We start from the raw sequence: 18,038 nt of genomic DNA on the forward strand, positions 1-18,038 counted from the left end.
TTTTTTAGAATTTAAAAATGAATTTCATATCAACATTAAAATTGAGACTCAAATTGGAACCCTGCCGATTTGAATGATAGTCAAAGGGAAGACCATCTACAGGAGCATAGTCTTCTTCCTTTCCTGTCATATTAGTATAAGAAATATTTTTTTGTCTGATACCAAAGCCAATTTTAGGCATAAAGCCAAACCATGAAGACTCTTTATGAATCAAAATGCTGTAGTTAATATTTAAGCCATATTTAGTTCTTTTATAGTCTGCTGAGCTAAAAGAATAATAAACATCATTTTCGTCATAATATTTTCCTGAAATATTTTTTCCTATCTGATTTAAATAGAAAGCTTCTGCTGATACAAAATGTTTTAATCTTGATTGAGGCGCCAGGCTGTAAAAAATTTCCGGTTTTATCTCAAAAACCCTATTTTTTCCCTCAAAATTGCCAATATTTACGGGTGTTATTTTGTCGGTTCCATATGCCAATTCGCTTCCTACCCACCATCTTTCATTTATTTTCCGCATATAACCTATATTATAGCGTTGGTCACGAAAAGGAGCAAAAGCACTTACAGTAAGTATTGATTTGTAATCATCAGATTGAGCATAAATTGTTTTGAAAAAGCTAAAAAAAACAAAAAGAAATAAATATTTTTTCACAAAATGGTTATTAGAATTAGTGTTCCAAATATATTATATTAACGTCTATTCAGCAATAGCATTTTATGATGATTAATGTAGTACTGAAGATTTTTCATAAAAAAACAGGATTTCTCTAAATATAAGAAATCCTGTTTTCATTCTACAAACGTAGAACTTTTTATATTAAGAAATCACGCCTAATTCTTTTCCAACTTTTTCAAAAGCAGCAATCGCTTTATCTAAATGTTCTTTAGTATGAGCAGCAGATAACTGTACTCTGATTCTCGCTTTTCCTTTCGGTACTACCGGATAGAAGAATCCGATTACGTAAATACCTTCATCCATAAGCTTTTCAGCCATTTTCTGAGAAAGAGGTGCATCGTAAAGCATTACCGGAACAATCGCAGCATCTCCGTCCGGAATATCAAAACCTTTCGCTTTCATTTCCGTTCTGAAATATTCTGCATTTTCCATTACCTGATCACGAAGGGAAGTGTTATCAGAAATCATATCCAATACTTTCAGAGCAGCTCCTACGATTCCAGGCGCTAAAGAGTTGGAGAATAAATAAGGTCTTGAACGCTGTCTCAGCATATCAATGATCTCTTTTTTACCGGAAGTAAAACCTCCTAAAGCACCTCCTAAAGCTTTTCCTAAAGTAGAAGTGATGATATCTACTCTACCCATTACTTCATTAGCTTCGTGAGTTCCACGGCCTGTTTTTCCGATGAAACCTGTTGCGTGAGAGTCATCTACCATTACCAAAGCATCATATTTATCAGCAAGGTCGCACACTCCTTTTAGGTCTGCAACAATACCGTCCATTGAGAATACTCCGTCTGTTACGATAATTTTGAAACGGTGGTTCTTTTCAGAAGCAGCAATTAACTGAGCTTCAAGATCCGCCATATTATTGTTTTTATATCTGTATCTCGCTGCTTTACAAAGACGAACACCATCAATGATAGAGGCATGATTCAATTCATCTGAAATAATAGCATCTTCTTCTGTAAACAACGGTTCAAAAACACCACCGTTTGCATCAAATGCTGCTGCATAAAGGATGGTATCTTCAAGACCTAAAAAGTCAGCGATTTTTTTCTCCAAATCCTTGTGAATATCCTGTGTTCCGCAGATAAAACGCACTGATGACATCCCATATCCATGAGATTGAATCATTTCCTGAGACGCTTTCATTACTTCCGGGTTGTTGGATAATCCCAGATAATTATTCGCGCAGAAGTTCAAAAGCTTTTTTCCGTTAGCTTCTATTTCTGCACTTTGCTGAGAGGTGATTATTCTTTCTCTTTTGTAAAGTCCGTCATTCTCAATATTCTGAAGTTCGTTCTGTAAATGTTGAAGGTATTTTTCAGAGATCATTTTTGGTAATTTTTTAGATGTGCTAATTTACTAAAAAGGCAGTAAAATAAAACCTTTTATATGTTTAATTCTAAAAAATCAATTCAGGTTTAAGTTTTAACATTATTAGTCTATAAATTTAGTAGGATAATATTTATATTTGTTTAAAATTTGAGAGCATGAGATTAAAGCCGGTACAAAAAATAAAGACAATCAATTCAGAAACCTTTATTAATAACTATATGAAGCCGAGAATTCCAATTATTATTGAAGATTTTATACATCCGGAAAGCCCTGCCTTCAAAAAGTGGAATTATGAGTATTTCAAAGAAATTGCAGGGGATCATAAGGTAAACATTTACGGCAGTGAACTTGATTCCCTTGACAGAGTGGCAAGTGATCCTATAGCCCAAAGCACATTTTCAGAATATCTGAATCTTATACAGTCTGCTCCTACTGAACACCGCCTTTTTTTATTTAATTTATTGAAAATAAAACCCGAACTTAAAAATGATCTTATCTACAATGATGTTACGAGTGGTAAAATACTGAAATGGCTGCCTTTTATGTTTTTTGGAGGTGAAGGTTCTGTAACCAGAAACCACATTGATATTGATATGTCACATGTCTTCATTACCCAGTTTCAGGGAACCAAAAGAATCTGGCTCTTCCCGTGGGAACAGTCCGATTTAATGTATAAACTCCCCTACAATTTTCACAGCCTGGCTCAGATTAAAAATCCAGATTACAGAAAATATCCGGCTCTACGTTATTTAAGTGGTTATGAAGCAGTGATTCATCCCGGAGAGACACTTTATATTCCTTCCGGATGGTGGCACTATATCCAGTATGATACGGAGGGATATTCTATCTCAGTAAGAGCGCTTCCATCAAGCCCTCTCGAAAAATGGAGAGGATTTAAAAATTTAGTCATCACCAGACATTTTGATAATTTCATGCGTAAATTATTCAAAGAAAAATGGTTTGAGTACAAAATAAAGACAGCCAGAAAAAGAGGAGCTAAAGCGGCCAGAAAACAAAGAAGCTTTCAAATCTGAAAGCTTCCTGTTATTTTATCGTTAATGACAAGTAAAATACTTATTGATATTTTACAGTATTTAATTTTAATGTTTAATGAATTTGATGCTCTTTTCATCAATCGTAATGAAGTAAGTTCCTGGAATCAGTTCTGAAATTCCAATCGCTTTACCGGGCTGATACGTTCCTTTTCCTACCAGTTTTCCATCTACAGCATGAATCGTAAAATCTGAAGCTCTGTTTATTCCTTTCAGATTAATTTCATTTTTTGCAGGATTTGGATATAGACCAAAACCTTCCTTCTCAACAGAAGAAACACTTAAAGTATTATCCTGGGTAACAGTAGAGTTTTTCTCCAGAATCTGGTACTCATAATTGAACTGAACACTAGCAATAGGGAATGTTACAGATTCTAAAAAACTTTGGTTATTTGTAGTATTGTTAAGAACCAGATACACAGTCTGCCCTGAAGTTCCGGTTACTTTTATAGGTAAAGGCATTTCAAAAAAGCTTACGGCAGAGCTGCTTTGTGTCTGAGAAACTTTAAATAAAGCCTGATTACCGCCCTGCATCCATTTTATAGTATAGGTAGGATATCCTTCTCCATACACCCAGTCATTGAAAAATTCTGTAAAATCTGTCCCGGTAGACTGAAGCAAAGAAGCATTAAAATCTGCAGTACGCGCATAGCTGTAAGCCAGATTCGGTCTTGCGTGATAATCTTTAAGCGCCTGATAAAAAGCAGCATCACCTAAAATCCACTTCAACATTCTCAATACATATCCTCCTTTGGAATAAGACAGTCTGCTGTCGAATATTCTGTTGATACTTGAAAGTCCGGTATCCGGTACATACACCGTTCCTGTTGTACTTGCTGTAATATAACTGGATTGACCTTGCAGATAATTCAGAAACTCTGTATTGGTCATCAGTAGTTTTTCATTGGCAAGATGTTCTCCAAAAGTAGCAAAACCTTCATTCAGCCAGATATCATTCCATGCACCACAAGTTACCTTATCTCCAAACCATTGGTGAGTAAGCTCATGGGCAATAAGCTGCTTGCTCCAACCTCCCATAGAAGACATTGTCTGATGCTCCATTCCTCCTCCATACATAAATTCCATATGTCCGTATTTTTCATTTCGGAAAGGATAAGAACCAAAATAGGTTTCAAAAGTATTCATTACCTGTTTCGTCCATTCAATATTATTCAGACTGGTTTGATTTGAATTGGTGGAAGGATAAATATAGTTGACAAAAGGAAACGGAGGGTTTCCGATGGTATCAGTAAGCTTGACAAAATTAGTAATGGAAAGTGCAATCAGATAAGCGGGTGTAGGATACATTGTTCTCCAGAAAGTAAGCTTCGTAGATCCTGTAGGAAAAGTTTCGGACATTAGTTTTCCATTGGCAGCAACGCTGTAATTGGATGGCGTTGTAATTTTGAAATCAAATCTTTCAATTTTATCATTCAAACTTTGTTTTGTTGGAAACCAGTCTTGTGCACCATAAGGTTCGTTTAACGTAGAAAGTACCGGAACTCCGCCCTGAGTAGCTGTTGTGAAGGCTCCATTGGCACTAGGCGGCGTACCTGAATAGTGAATCGTCAGAGAATCCAGTGTATTGGCAGTGACCGGAGCTTGAAAATCAATTTTCACTTCGTTGGAAGGAAGTTGTTGAAAAGTAAGGTTGTTCCCATGATATTTAACCTGAGAAACCGTTAAAGAAGTTGTCAGATCAAAATAAATACTGCCTATATTCTGAGTAGGCTTAAAATGAGAAGTTACCGATCCGGAAATAGTATTGGAAGCCGGATTAAGAGTAACATCCATTCTTTGATACTGTAAATCGTAATTCAGAGTATTGGGATTTGTATTCCCGATATTCATTTTTTGCGTAAAGGATTTTTTCTCTTTTTCGATCAATCCTTTCATATCGATGTTTTGCTCATGCTTCTGGCTATAGAATTGCTGGGAAATTAAAAATCCCAACACCAAAAGGTACAATTTTGTCATGTTTAGAAAAATTTAATCAAATATAAAAAAAACCTTTTAATCAATGATTAAAAGGCTGTTATAATATATAAAATAAAAAATATTTAAAGATCCAGTGCAGGTTCAAGAATTTTCTCCATTCTCTTTTTCACCATATCTACCGATCCGGAATAGTTATTCACCATTAAAGAGAACACCAATGTTTTCCCGGAATTCGTCTTCAGATAACCTGCTAATGTTTTTACTTTATTCAACGTTCCTGTTTTCGCAAAAACCTGTCCGTTACCTTCTCCAATGAACATTCTTTTTAAAGTACCAGATTGTCCTCCGATCGGTAAAGAAGTAAGATAGGATCTGTAATATTTCTGATCCATCAGAGAAGTAAGAAACTTCGCTTGGGAAATAGGAGTTACATTATTGCTTCTTGAAAGTCCGCTTCCATCCATATAATTAAGACCAACCATATCAAAACCGGCATCTTTCAGGTGATTAGTCACCACAATTCTTCCTGATTCTGAGGTCTGGTCACCCATTTTCTGATAACCAACTGTTCTTAACAGCGCTTCAGCCAATGAATTATCACTGTGTTGATTGGTATAATAAATAATATCACCTAAAGTCGGGGATTTATAAGCTGAAAGCATTTTTCTTCCTTCCGGAGCTGTATCTGTCATTTTTGGACTTACTTTTCCGGTAACAGGAATTCCGCTTTTTACCAATGCTGTTCTGAAAGAGTTCGCAAGATATGCAGGAGCATCAGGAAGTTTGGTTGTTAAAACTCCATTTCCTTCATATTTATCAGCATACACCATCTGATGAGCGTAAGGGGAAACATAGAAAAATTTCTTTTCCGTTGAGAAACCTCCTTTTTTAACGATCAGTTTTTCGTTAGCTGGGTTGATATCACGGGTACTTCCTGCAGGCAGATAATAATTATTGTTTTCCAACCATACAACATTTTCCGGAAGCATTGAAATATTGCCTTTGAAAAGCGCTGTCTGAATGATAATATCACCATTTACCTTTTTGATTCCCTCTCTTGAAACTCCGCCTACGAAATCTGAAATAATATCTCTGTAAGATGATGCACCCGCTTTGTTTGTTCCCAAAGAAGGGTCACCGCTTCCTATCACATAAAGATTTCCATTTAAAACTCCATTTTCATCTATAGTTCCTGAATACTCAAGCTGAGTCATCCAACGGTAGTTTTCACCCAGCAGGTTTAATGCTGTTTCCGTCGTAAGCAGCTTTGTAGTAGAAGCAGGTACTAAAGGAGTATTTTCATTGTACGAAGAAATTACCTTCTTCGTTTTCGGATCGTACACTACGAATCCCCAGCTTGCATTTTTCAGCACAGGATCCGCCATCATTGTGTTCACATTAATATCTACAAGTTCTTTTGCTGACAACACAGTTTTCTCCACCATCGTACTAACGGGTGAAGGCAGGTTTAGACTGCTTTTCTGACTGTCATAATTCTGAGAATAAAGAACGGTAGAAACGGTAGATTGAGCCAGGAAAAGACCAGAAGCCAACACCGCCGCACTTGAAATATATTTTCTGAAATTTACCATCTATCTTCTTTTTGTTCTATAGTTTTGACTCTATAAAAAATGAAAGGTTAAATCATTCAATAAAAGAGCCAAACACTTAATCAACGTCCAAAAGTAGAAATTATTGTTATATAACGGACCACTGACCCATTATAAAAGAGTGTAAAGTTTGTTAAAAATTGTTAAAAATCCACAAAAACATCTTTTTTAATACTTTGATATGCAGTGATTTCATCAAATTCTTTTAAACTTATCAAAACCAGGCTTTTGAATTTCTCATAGTTTTTCCCACGGGGAAGCTTAAGCATAATCTGGAACTGGTACAGATTATTAAGCCTTGCAATCTGAGCTCTTTCAGGGCCTAAAACACAATCTTCAGGAAGATATTTTCTGAGAATAGAACCCAGAAACTGAGAAGCTCGGTCCACTTTATCCTCCTTTCTGTGTTTCATTTCAATCATAATCAGCTTGGTAAATGGCGGATAATGGAATTTCTGGCGCTCAGTAAGGATATATTTATAGATCTTTGCAGGATTATTCATCTTGATCAGCTGGAATACAGAATGATCAGGATTGAAAGTCTGAATGAGGATTCTTCCCTTTCCGGAAACTCTTCCGGCTCTTCCTGAAACCTGTGTGATCAATTGATAAGCTCTTTCTTCTGCTCTGAAATCCTGTACATATAATAAGGAATCCGCTTTTGGAATTGTAACGAGTTCTATATGATCAAAATCAAGTCCTTTGGAAATCATTTGAGTTCCTACGATGATATCTGTTTCTCCGTCTTCAATCTTTTCATACAGCTTTTCGTAGGCAAATTTCTTACGCATAGAATCTACATCCATTCTGTCCACTTCGTTTTCAGGGAACAGTTTGGAAACCTCTTCATGAATCTGCTCTACCCCTACTCCTCTTTCGTTCAGCTTTTCGGAATTGCATTTCGGGCAGGTTCTTGGCTTGGAAGCTCTTTGTCCGCAGTAATGGCATTTCATTTCATTCGCTGCCTTGTGATAGGTCATTACCACATCACAATTGGAACAGTAGTTGACATACCCACAGCTCTCACATTCTATTACATTGGAATAGCCACGACGGTTGTGCAGGACAATCGCCTGCTTTTTTTCATCCACCGTTTTCTTAATCTCTTCAACGAGTTTCAGAGAGAAATTTCCGGAAACTTTTTTAGATTCCAGGGCTTCTTTGAAATTGATCAGTTCATATTCCGGCAGATTTACATTCCCGAATCTTTCATTCAGGAAAATATATTTCATTTTATCTTTTCTGGCTCTGTAGTAGCTTTCAACAGAAGGTGTTGCAGATCCCAGGATCACTCCCGCATTATAAAATCCACCCAATACCAACGATGCATCTTTAGCATTAAAATAAGGGGTCACTTCTCTTGGTCTGTAGGCAGAATCATGCTCTTCATCTACCACAATAAGTCCCAGGTTCTGATAAGGTAAAAACAAAGCATTCCGGGTTCCGATCAGAATGCGGATATCATTCTGCCTGATTCTTCTCCAGACTTCAACCCTTTCAAAATCGGTCAGTTTCTGGTGATAAAATCCTAGTTGCCGGCCATATTTTTTTTCTAATCTCTGGGTAATTTGTTTGGTCAGGGAAATTTCAGGAAGTAAAAACAAAACATTCTTGCCTTCTTTGATACATTCTTCAATTTTTTCTAAATAAATATGTGTTTTCCCGGATGAAGTTACCCCATGAAGCAGGACATTTTTCCCTTCTTCAAATGCTTCATCAATCTCAGATTTAGCAATTTTCTGCTGTTCTGAAAGCTCTTCCAGTTCTTCAATCTCTCCTTCATAGCTTTCAATTCTGTCTTTCTGCATGTAGTATTCCTCCACCAGACCTTTATCTGCTAAAGGCTTAAAGTGTGAACTTCCGAAATAACCATCCTCAAACAGCTCAGATTTTTTGATAGGAACATCAGGATTTTCTGTCTGTTTTTCTAAAATAAGAAGGAACAGATCTTTCTGCTTTTGGGCTCTGTTTAGTTTTAAAAGTATATCCGTAAGGTTCTGATTGGCCAAAACCTCATCCTTAATTCTTACGTAAGCTACTTCTTTGGCTTTATATTTTTCAGCAATTTTCTCGTCAATCTCAATATACTGAAGATCAATCAATGAATTGATAGTCTTGATGATATCTTTTTTAGGAATAAAAGCCTCAATATCCGTAAGATTGATCAGCTGCCGAACTTCCAGTGCCTGAATCAGGTACATTTCGTTGACATCCAGATTTTCAAAATCTACAACGACTCCAGGTTTTAATTTTAAATAGGTTTCACTCTCCAGCTTTAATGAAGAAGGAAATGAAAACCTGTAGATTTCTCCCAGACTGCACATGTAATATTCCGATAGCCAATTCCAGAAATCAATCTGTTCTTGAGGCATAACGGGTTTATCATCCAGCATGCTGATGACTTCCTTTGCTACAAAGTTTTCCGGTGCGTTATCATGAAGCTCAAATACAAGTCCTGTATAGATTTTCTTTCCTCCAAACGGTACCAGAACACGCATTCCGGACTGAATTTCGGACATCATTTCTTCGGGAACTTTATACGTGAAAGATCCTTTGAGGTTCAGTGGTAAAACAATTTGAGCGTATTGCAAGGGAAATATTTAAAGTGTAAAATTAGATTTTTCTTCAGAGAACTGCAACTTTGCAGAAATTCTTTGATGCTCTTTAACAAACCTTAGAATCCTACTTAAGAATTATGAGGTATATTCCTACCTTTCATTTTGCCATAGAAATCGGAATGACAATTGGTTTGATATACTTCAGGAATACAACCTGTCCAATCATCGAAATTTGCAAAAAAAATCAATAATAATTCAATAGGAACGGACTTTAGTCCGTTTGATAAAAATTAAAATTTCAATTGGCTTTAGCCAAAACCTAGATTAGAACGCAATATTCGCAAAGGTATTATTAATTGGTTTAATTCGTTCGCAAAGGCGTTTCACTTAGCTAAGATATTCCTACGGAATGACAAATAACACGTATAAAACCGATATCAATTGACAGTATTGAGAAAGAGCCATCTTATCGTTAAAAAAAGTATTCGGTCATTTCATACCAAAATGCAGAAGTAAAAAATCCTACAATGATACTGACTCCAATGATCAGGTTGGTCAGTTTTGTATTCAGCCTGAACTGTTCTGCAATGATACTGGAGGTAACCAATGTTGGCATTGCCGCTTCAAATACAGTAATTTTAGCTACATCTCCTTTTATTCCCAATAATAAAGCCATCCCAAGAACAATTGCCGGTGCCAGAATAAGCTTATAAAGCATTGACATCGACATCTGCGGAATGAGTTTTCTCCATCCGTTAAATTTCAGCTGTAGTCCAACCGAAAACAGAGCTAATGGACTTACCGTAGCTGCAAGCTTATCAAAAAACGGTTCTGCAACGGTAAAATCAATGAACTGCGATAATACTAAAGCGGAGATGCAGCCAATTAATGGTGGAAACGTAATAAGCCTTTTTAAAATAAATACTGCACTTACTTTTCCTGATCTGCTTCCTCCTTTCACTGCAGCAATAATTCCGAGGGTGGAAAGGGCAAAGAACATTGTTTGATCACAAATAATGGCAATACTCAGGAGACCTTCTCCATAAAAAGCACTGATTAAGGGAAATCCTATGAATGATGTATTGCTGTAACCGCTTGCCAGTTCCAAAGTACTTCTTGAACGCCTTGAATATCCCCTGCTCTTGCTGTAAAACATCATAAAGAAAAAGCAGAACACAGAAATTAAAAATGTGGCTGCAATCGGAAACAACATTTCTGTTGTCCATTTTACTTTAGGCAGATATTTAAACGAAACTGCCGGAAGAGCAAGATAAAGAATCCAGGTATTGATACCCTTATGGGCATCGGGGTGGATAGATTTTGTTGCTTTGAATATCATTCCTGCAATGATACACACTGCAATCAGAACAAAATTTACCATAATTATAAAGAAATATGATGCAAATTTACGTCTGATTTTTGAGTTGGAAGGGTAAAATTTATATTTTTTTAGGTATAAACCATGTCAAGTTTAGGACCTTGACATGGTTTGACTACTTGAGAGCGTTAGAAAAACATTAGTCCTTCATCACATCCCAAAGACTCATGACTTCAATTTTTTCCAAAGGTTTGGAAAGGGTAATTCTTTTTGAAGTTCCTGGTAACAAATCAAAGAAATTATCACTGAAATGAGTATCTCCGATCAGATAGATATCTTTTGCCAAGACATCTGTTGACATTTCAAATTCAGTGGGTGATATTTTTCTGATTTTAATCTCAGGTTTTGGGAGCTTTATATCTTTTGGTTTATTGAAAAAGAACAGTTTTTGAAGTGCTGCATCTTTTTCGGAACTGATCTTTAAAACAGTTTCAGACAGATTAAACTGAGCCAATTCTGATTTGTTAATGCTTCTAATTTTCTTACTTACATCGGCATTTACAACATCTGAGTGATTGGCTTTCCAAAGTGTTTTTCCTTTGAAGTCAATGAGTTCAAACTTTATATCTGTTTTCAGTTCTTTCAACAGATCGCTTATCAGATAAATATCATAGTTTTTTTCGGTCTCTGCAACTGATACCATTACAGGTTCAAAGCTTCTTTTTGCCTGATAATGGAAGGCTTTCCAGTTTCCAAGATAATCTATAGACGACCATGAAACTACAGGCCAGCAGTCGTTAAGCTGCCAATACAGCGTTCCCATATTATAAGGTTTTGCACGGCGGTGAGCTTCAATCGCGATCTGCATTCCTCTTGCCTGCAATAGCTGTGAAACATAATTGTATTGTGTAAAATCTGCAGGAATTTTATAATCGCGTTTCAGGTATTCATTAATAATATCCCAGCCACGGGCATGCTTTTCATGCGCTTTGATGGTTGAGTTTTGTAGATTTAAATCCGGAGTTCCTGAAAACATGGATTTTGTAGTTTCAAGGCTGGGTGTTCCCTGAAAACCATATTCAGACATAAAACGCCCTACTTTTTCGTTATAAATTTCAAATGGCTGCTCACCCCACCAAACTCCCCAATAATGAGAATCTCCTTCTGTAAGGCTTTCTTTATGTCCCCAGCCAATGGACGGCGAACTCGGCCAATATATATTTTTATCTGACTTCAGGCTTTCTGACAATGCATTGGGAATCACATCATGGAATAACTTTTTATAGTCTTTCCAAACCTGCAGCGAATCGTTTTTTGAATATTTAAACTGTTTCTGATACCCCCAGTTGACAATAGCTTCATCAATTTCATTATTCCCGCACCACAAAGCAATCGAAGGATGATTCTGAAGTCTGCTGACCTGGTCTTTTACTTCTTCTTTTACATTGTTCAAGAATGCTTCGTCTGCAGGGTAGAAACTTCCTGCAAACATAAAATCCTGCCAGACTAAAATCCCGTTTTCATCGCATGCTTTATAAAACTCATCGTCTTCATAAATACCTCCGCCCCAGATACGGATCATATTCATATTGGCGTCTTTGGTATCCTTGATCAGCTGATGGTATTTTTCTTTGGTCATTCTGGGTGAAAAACTGTCTCCCGGAATCCAGTTGGTTCCTTTAATATATAACGGATGTCCATTCACTTTAAAATAGAACGACTTTCCTTTTTCATCTTTTTCCTGTACCAATTCAACCGTTCTTAATCCTATCCTGATATTTTTACCATCAATATTCTTAAGATCTTTTGAAAGTTTTATTTTAAAATCATAAAGATTAGCATCACCACGTCCGTTAGGTTGCCAAAGCTTCATTCCTTTTGTTTCGTAAGGAACCGAAATTGTATTGATTCCTTTTTTTAAAGATATTTTTTGGTGAATTTTATTAAGATCTAAGGTGTAATCACCTGCATTTTCAGCATAAATTTCTACGTCGAAACGTAAATCAGAAGCTTTTTCGGAGTTATTCTGAATATCTTTAACAGTAATAATTTTAGCGTTATTCCAGAATTCTAATTGAATATCCTTCCAGATTCCTGCAGTAACAAGCCTTGGTCCCCAATCCCAGCCAAACTGATATTGTGCTTTTCTCACAAAGCTTCTTGGTGATTCCGGCATCGTAAACGAGACTTTTTTAGCCAGTTCTTTTCCGGTATTGACGGCAGATTGAAACTTTACCTGTATGATATTATTACCTGCTTTCAGATAGTATTTCACAGGAATATTCCACTTCCTGAACATATTATCCGTTTTTTTTAAGAGCTTTCCATTAAGATAAACTTCAGAAAATGTATCCAGACCATTAAAAACCAAATCAATATTATCATTTTTCAATTCCTGAGATGAAACCGTAAATTGAGTCTGATAATCCCAATTTTCATTTTCTATCCATTGTACTTTTTTTTCATTTTCATCTTTAAAAGGGTCAGGAATAATCTTGTTATTCATCAGATCCAAATGAACTGTTCCCGGTACTTTCGCAGGAAGCCAGTTTTGATCTTTTGAATTTTTAAACTGCCAGTTTTCGGAAGATAAACTTCTCTGGGAAAACTGTGCAGAAAGGATATTCTGCGTGAAAAGAAAAGCAAAAAGGATCGTTCTATTCATCAATAAATTTGTTTTGTATCATTACAATACCAGTGATTTTGTCATTCCGAGGTACGAAGGAATCTCTACTCTAAGAATTTAGATTCCCACTGCGCTTGGAATGACAAACTGAGCGTATATCATTATTATTTACTCTTCAATGCAGCCACCTCATCCGGATTGGCAAAAGCACCACCATCAGTAATTGCAGAAGAATGGAAGTAACCGGCATTCGTAATGGCTCTTATTTCTTCAATATTGGATGAACGAAGTCCACCTCCTATAAGTATTTCTATTCTTCCATCAGAAAGTTCAACCAGCTTTTTCAGATTTTCTTTTCCTTCTGATACATTGGGTTTCTGGCCGGAAGTAAGAATAGTTGTAAAGCCACATTCAATTACTTTTTCTAACGATTCTTCCAGGCTTGCAGCACGGTCAAAGGCACGGTGGAAAGTACATGGAAGCGGTGCAGCCAGTTCTACTAAAGTTTTATTCTGTTCAATATTAACCTCATCATTTTCGTCGAGAATACCGAATACAAAGCCATCTGCCCGTAAGGATTTCAAATGAACCAAATCATTTTTCATCTGTTCAAATTCTGAATCAGAATAAGTAAAATCTCCTCCTCTAGGACGGATCATTACAAAAATTGGGATATTAATTTTTTCATGAAGCTTTTCCATGGTTTCAAAATCCGGGGTTGTACCACCTTCACTGAGACCGTCACATAATTCTATTCTGTCAGCTCCGTTTTCAAAAGCAATCATTGCTGATTCAGGATTAAAACACGCTATTTCTATCTTTGACATTGTATTATATCTGTTTAATTCTATTTTGGTTCGTCCTGCAATACATCTGCAATGAGAAAGGAACCGTTTTCTTTTACTACTTTTATTACTGAAGGATATTTCGCTTTAAAACCATCATCAACCAACACTACATTAAAGGTATATTCATCTTTTGAGGAAGATTTTAAATCACAGCTTCCGACTTCAATCTTATTCCAATCCTGAGCTGTAATTAAGAAACCTACTCCAATCCCTGATTTACTCGTATCAAATTTCGATTTCCACTTATCCTGAAACTCTTTTTCTGTAAGGCTTCCATCTACATCCATATCTACATTTGTTGCATCCGTTTTATAATCGAAATAATCTTTGGTTGTGATCTTCTGCATATTCTTTTCTTCACTTCCGATATCAGCTTTAAAATAATCAACAATGCTCTTTTCCAACCATTTTTTTACATCTTCTGCTTCATTGGATTCATTATTTAAAACTACTTTTTCTTCTGTCTGCTGTGGTTCTATGGCTGTTTTCATCTCCTTCTTTTCTTCTTTGCATGCAATAATCAGAAATAAAGAAGCGATAATCGTTCTTTTCATATTTGTTGTATGTTTTGGCTAAAGCTCATTCCTATTGAATTTTTAAATTATTTCAAAGCAAATTCCGGTTTCTCAAGGCGGTTTCCTTTCTGATCATAAACGGCAAAGTTGAATCCGTCCTGAATACAGTAAGAACCATATTCTCCCTGTTTATTAATCGCAATAAAGCCTACCTGAATGTCTTTTAGGTTTTTGTTTCTTCGCTGTGCAATTTTTACAATTCTGTCTACTGCTTCTTTGCATGCTTCCTGTGGATTTCTGCCCTGTCTCATCAGTTCAACCACAAGATGGGTTCCTACCGTTCTTATCACTTCTTCGCCATGACCGGTTGCCGTAGCTGCTCCTACTTCATTATCTACAAACAGGCCTGCTCCGATAATGGGGGAATCTCCTACTCTTCCATGCATTTTAAAAGCCATTCCGCTGGTTGTACATGCTCCGGAAAGGTTTCCCTGGGCATCCAACGCGATCATTCCTATGGTATCGTGATTTTCAATATTGGCTATGGGCTTATACTGGCTGGTTTTTAACCATTCTTTCCATTCTTTTTCAGATTCCGGAGTGAGAAGATTTTCTTTTTTAAATCCTTGTGAAAGGGCAAACTGCAATGCTCCGTCACCTACCAGCATAACATGGGGTGTTTTTTCCATAACTGCTCTGGCAACGGAAATAGGGTTTTTCACATGCTCCAGACATGCTACTGAACCAATATTATAATTTTCATTCATGATACAGGCATCCAGCGTTACTCTTCCATCTCTGTCCGGACGGCCTCCATACCCAACACTTCTTTCTTTAGGATCTAATTCTACAAGACGAACTCCTTTTTCTACTGCATCCAAAGCCTTTCCTCCTTTTCCAAGGATCGTCCATGCTTCTTCGTTGGCTTTTAATCCGAAATTCCAGGTAGAAAGGACAATCGGTTTATTTACAGTTGTGACAATAGGTTCAGGTAATTCGGCAGCCATTAGATCCAGTGGGTTTACGGCAAGTGCGGCTGTTGCAATTCCCAGTTTTTTAATAAAACTTCTTCGGTTATTGTTCATGGTATCTCAAATTGTATAATACCCACAAATCTAAAAAAAACTTCTATGAAATCCTCATGGCGGCTCAACGAATATCCGTGTATTATTTTTATTTATCTTTACTGCTGTAATGGACTCATTTAAAACTTTCAGAAATATCTCTTTTTTTCAGGAACTTTCTGATGAAGAAATTACTATTTTGGTTAATATCAGTACCCCAAAATTGCTTCAAAGAAAAGAAAAGCTTACAGAACCCGGCAAGTCTTTTAATCAATTATTCATTCTTTCCCATGGATTATTAAGGTTTTTCTTTGATGATGAAGACGGCGTTGAAAGCAATCTTTTTCTCCCTTCTGAAAAGGAAGCTGCCATTATGGAAAGCCCGGAGTCATATGCTAATAAAAATGAAGGAAAATATACTATAGAAGCCGTATTGGAAAGTCAGATTTTCCTTTTCAACAAGAATGAATTTGAAGAAGCTGCATTTCAGAACAGAGGGATTTATAATGTATATCTCAAATCTTTGAAACAGATCATCAGTATATTAAAAGTACGTACAGAACAGTTTTGTTCTACTTCCCCGCATTCCCGGTATGAAGAGTTTCTGGAAACCCGTCCTTTTACTTCACAGAATGCCAACAGAAAGTATATTGCTAATTTTCTGGGTATCACTCCCAACTCACTTTCAAGAATGACAGCCCGTATCCATAAAAAAAGGAACGAAAGAAAAAAATAACTTAGGAATACTTTTTCTCACTTTATTCATTCTATTTTTGCTTACTCAAAACACTATTATACCATTAATTAAAAAGCAAAATGAGAAAAATATCACCTAAAAAAACGACTTATTATTGAATTACCTTTAATATTTCTTAAGATTCACAGTAATCGGCAGGTTAAATACTGACCGCCAGGTTACAACCTTGTTTACATTTTATTATTACCTCATACAATTATTTTATGCAAAGAATATCCTTACTTCTTTGCCTGTTATTATCATGCAATTTTGTTCAGGCATCAACAGGCAGTTTAGAAGACAATATAGCAAATTCTGCTTCTTGGTTAATTTTACTTGTTTTACCTATTGCAGGAATTTATCTTTTCTGGAAAGTTCATATCTATCCGGAAAAAGTAGCTGAGAAAAAAAAACATCCTCAGCTGAACGCCATAAAAAGTATGTGCCTCCTTTCCCTTGTTTTCGGAGGCCTTTTATGGCCGATTGCGTTAATCTGGGCCAACTATGATTACGGAAACCCAGAACCCCCTAAAAAAGACATGGATAACACAGATTCTACTGAAGAAGAATTTAAAACCCTCGAAAATTAACAAATATGCTGGAACTACTCGTCGCAATATATGCCGGAATATGCTGGCTCCTTATTAAAAAATTAAAACTGATCCCTTGGACATTTACCACACAGGTGGTGGTATATTCATTACCTATCTTCGGATCTATTGCTTTGATATTAAGCTTAAATTACTACTGTCCTATCACTTCTGATGTAAAGGTGGGAAACAGGAGTGTGGATATTACCACTCAGGTTTTAGGGAAAGTGAAAAAAGTATATGTCACCACTAATCAGGAAGTAAAAAAGGGAGACACTTTATTTGTACTGGACAGAGAGCCTTATGTACAGGAAATCAAATCTCTGGAAGCTAAACTAAGCAATATGAAAGCTACTGTAAGTTCTTATAATACAGACATCTCAGCTTCCAGGAAAAATATTGCAGGTTTACAGTCACAGCTGGATCTAGCTAATAAAAGAGCAGTTCAGTATAAGGAATTGGTGGAAGCAGGAGCGGCTAATAAATTTGATCTTGAGCAGGCAGTCACCAATGTACAGGATCTGCAGTCCAGAATCAGTGCTGCACAGTCACAGCAACAATCTTTGGAAACTAAATCCAATGCTTCTTATGGTGGAGAAAATTCATCGGTATCTGAAATTCAGGCAAAGCTGGATCAGGCAAAATGGAATCTTTCCCAAACCGTTGTTCTGGCTCCCACCGATGGAGTAATTCCCAATGTTCAGTTGAATGAAGGAGCAATCATGGCACCTTTTAAATCTGCTTTCGTTCTGATTCAGAAGCAACAGTCAGTGATTGGATTTTTTGCCCAGAACGAACTGGAAACGGTAAAAAACGGTGATGAAGTGGAGCTGGCTCTTAAAACAGAACCGGGAAAAGTAGTGAAGGCCAGACTTGAATACGTGATTGATGCTACCAGCCAGGGAATTATGAATAATGCAGGAGGAATGTTGGGAGGAAACGGTTCTACAGCGGGGCTTCCTGATACTGCGAGACAATTACCGGAAACTGATGGGAAACTTATCGCCAAGTTTGTATTGGAAGATAGCCAGAAACAGCTTACCGTCGGGGCAAGGGGAACGGCTGTCATTTATTCTGACCATATCAAACCGCTTCATCTTATCCGAAAAGTAATGGTACGTGTCAGCAGTAAAATCAACTATCTGATTCCTAAACTTCATTAA

General features: G+C 36.6%; 14 protein-coding genes. 4 read left to right on the plus strand and 10 right to left on the minus strand.

Translation table 11 applies throughout. The features are described from left to right. Positions 1-4: 4 nt before the first annotated feature. The gene (locus ACPF63_RS13950; RefSeq protein WP_077415196.1) at positions 5-655 is read right to left on the minus strand and encodes a hypothetical protein; all 651 of its coding nucleotides are present in this window, start codon (positions 653-655) and stop codon (positions 5-7) included. Between the two features lie 165 nt (positions 656-820). Then, on the minus strand, positions 821-2,017 hold the full coding sequence (gene kbl, locus ACPF63_RS13955) for a glycine C-acetyltransferase (protein ID WP_077415198.1): 1,197 nt from the start codon (positions 2,015-2,017) through the stop codon (positions 821-823). A gap of 158 nt (positions 2,018-2,175) precedes the next feature. Between kbl and ACPF63_RS13960 the strand changes: the two genes are divergently transcribed. Next, positions 2,176-3,054, plus strand: a complete 879-nt coding sequence (locus ACPF63_RS13960) for a cupin-like domain-containing protein (protein WP_426480317.1) — start codon at positions 2,176-2,178, stop codon at positions 3,052-3,054. Between the two features lie 66 nt (positions 3,055-3,120). Here ACPF63_RS13960 and ACPF63_RS13965 read toward each other — a convergent pair whose 3' ends face one another. From ACPF63_RS13965 to ACPF63_RS14000, 8 genes are all read right to left on the minus strand, one after another. Continuing rightward, positions 3,121-5,049, minus strand: coding sequence for a M1 family aminopeptidase (locus ACPF63_RS13965; protein WP_426480318.1), 1,929 nt, complete (start codon positions 5,047-5,049; stop codon positions 3,121-3,123). A gap of 83 nt (positions 5,050-5,132) precedes the next feature. Then, on the minus strand, positions 5,133-6,602 hold the full coding sequence (gene dacB / locus ACPF63_RS13970) for a D-alanyl-D-alanine carboxypeptidase/D-alanyl-D-alanine endopeptidase (protein WP_426480319.1): 1,470 nt from the start codon (positions 6,600-6,602) through the stop codon (positions 5,133-5,135). Between the two features lie 161 nt (positions 6,603-6,763). Further along, entirely contained in the window at positions 6,764-9,211 is a 2,448-nt protein-coding gene (gene priA / locus ACPF63_RS13975) for a replication restart helicase PriA (protein WP_426480320.1), read from the minus strand. A 439-nt stretch (positions 9,212-9,650) separates the two neighbouring features. After that, positions 9,651-10,559: an AEC family transporter gene (locus ACPF63_RS13980; protein ID WP_426480321.1), complete on the minus strand. Its 909-nt coding sequence runs from the start codon at positions 10,557-10,559 to the stop codon at positions 9,651-9,653. A gap of 136 nt (positions 10,560-10,695) precedes the next feature. Then, positions 10,696-13,161, minus strand: coding sequence for a beta-mannosidase (locus ACPF63_RS13985; protein WP_426480322.1), 2,466 nt, complete (start codon positions 13,159-13,161; stop codon positions 10,696-10,698). Between the two features lie 125 nt (positions 13,162-13,286). Next, positions 13,287-13,949 (minus strand): copper homeostasis protein CutC, encoded by a 663-nt coding sequence (locus ACPF63_RS13990; RefSeq protein WP_426480323.1) that lies wholly within the window; start codon positions 13,947-13,949, stop codon positions 13,287-13,289. Positions 13,950-13,969: 20 nt separating this feature from the next. Continuing rightward, the gene (locus tag ACPF63_RS13995; RefSeq protein ID WP_426480324.1) at positions 13,970-14,524 is read right to left on the minus strand and encodes a hypothetical protein; all 555 of its coding nucleotides are present in this window, start codon (positions 14,522-14,524) and stop codon (positions 13,970-13,972) included. 47 nt (positions 14,525-14,571) lie between these two features. Then, positions 14,572-15,570 carry an isoaspartyl peptidase/L-asparaginase family protein gene (locus tag ACPF63_RS14000; RefSeq protein WP_426480325.1) on the minus strand — a complete coding sequence of 333 codons (999 nt, stop codon included), beginning with the start codon at positions 15,568-15,570 and terminating at the stop codon, positions 14,572-14,574. Positions 15,571-15,679: 109 nt separating this feature from the next. On the opposite strand from ACPF63_RS14000, the gene ACPF63_RS14005 reads away from it, so the two are divergent. The 3 genes from ACPF63_RS14005 to ACPF63_RS14015 all read left to right on the plus strand — a co-directional run bounded on the left by ACPF63_RS14005 (position 15,680) and on the right by ACPF63_RS14015 (position 18,038). Continuing rightward, complete coding sequence (locus tag ACPF63_RS14005; RefSeq protein ID WP_077415218.1) at positions 15,680-16,285, plus strand: Crp/Fnr family transcriptional regulator; 606 nt, start codon at positions 15,680-15,682, stop codon at positions 16,283-16,285. A gap of 224 nt (positions 16,286-16,509) precedes the next feature. Further along, positions 16,510-16,875: a DUF3302 domain-containing protein gene (locus ACPF63_RS14010; protein ID WP_077415220.1), complete on the plus strand. Its 366-nt coding sequence runs from the start codon at positions 16,510-16,512 to the stop codon at positions 16,873-16,875. A 5-nt stretch (positions 16,876-16,880) separates the two neighbouring features. Then, a complete protein-coding gene (locus ACPF63_RS14015) occupies positions 16,881-18,038 on the plus strand; it encodes an HlyD family secretion protein (protein WP_077415222.1) in 1,158 nt (385 codons plus the stop codon).

It is taken from the genome of Chryseobacterium sp. R2ACT005 (genome assembly GCF_049949215.1).
Lineage (GTDB): Bacteria > Bacteroidota > Bacteroidia > Flavobacteriales > Weeksellaceae > Chryseobacterium.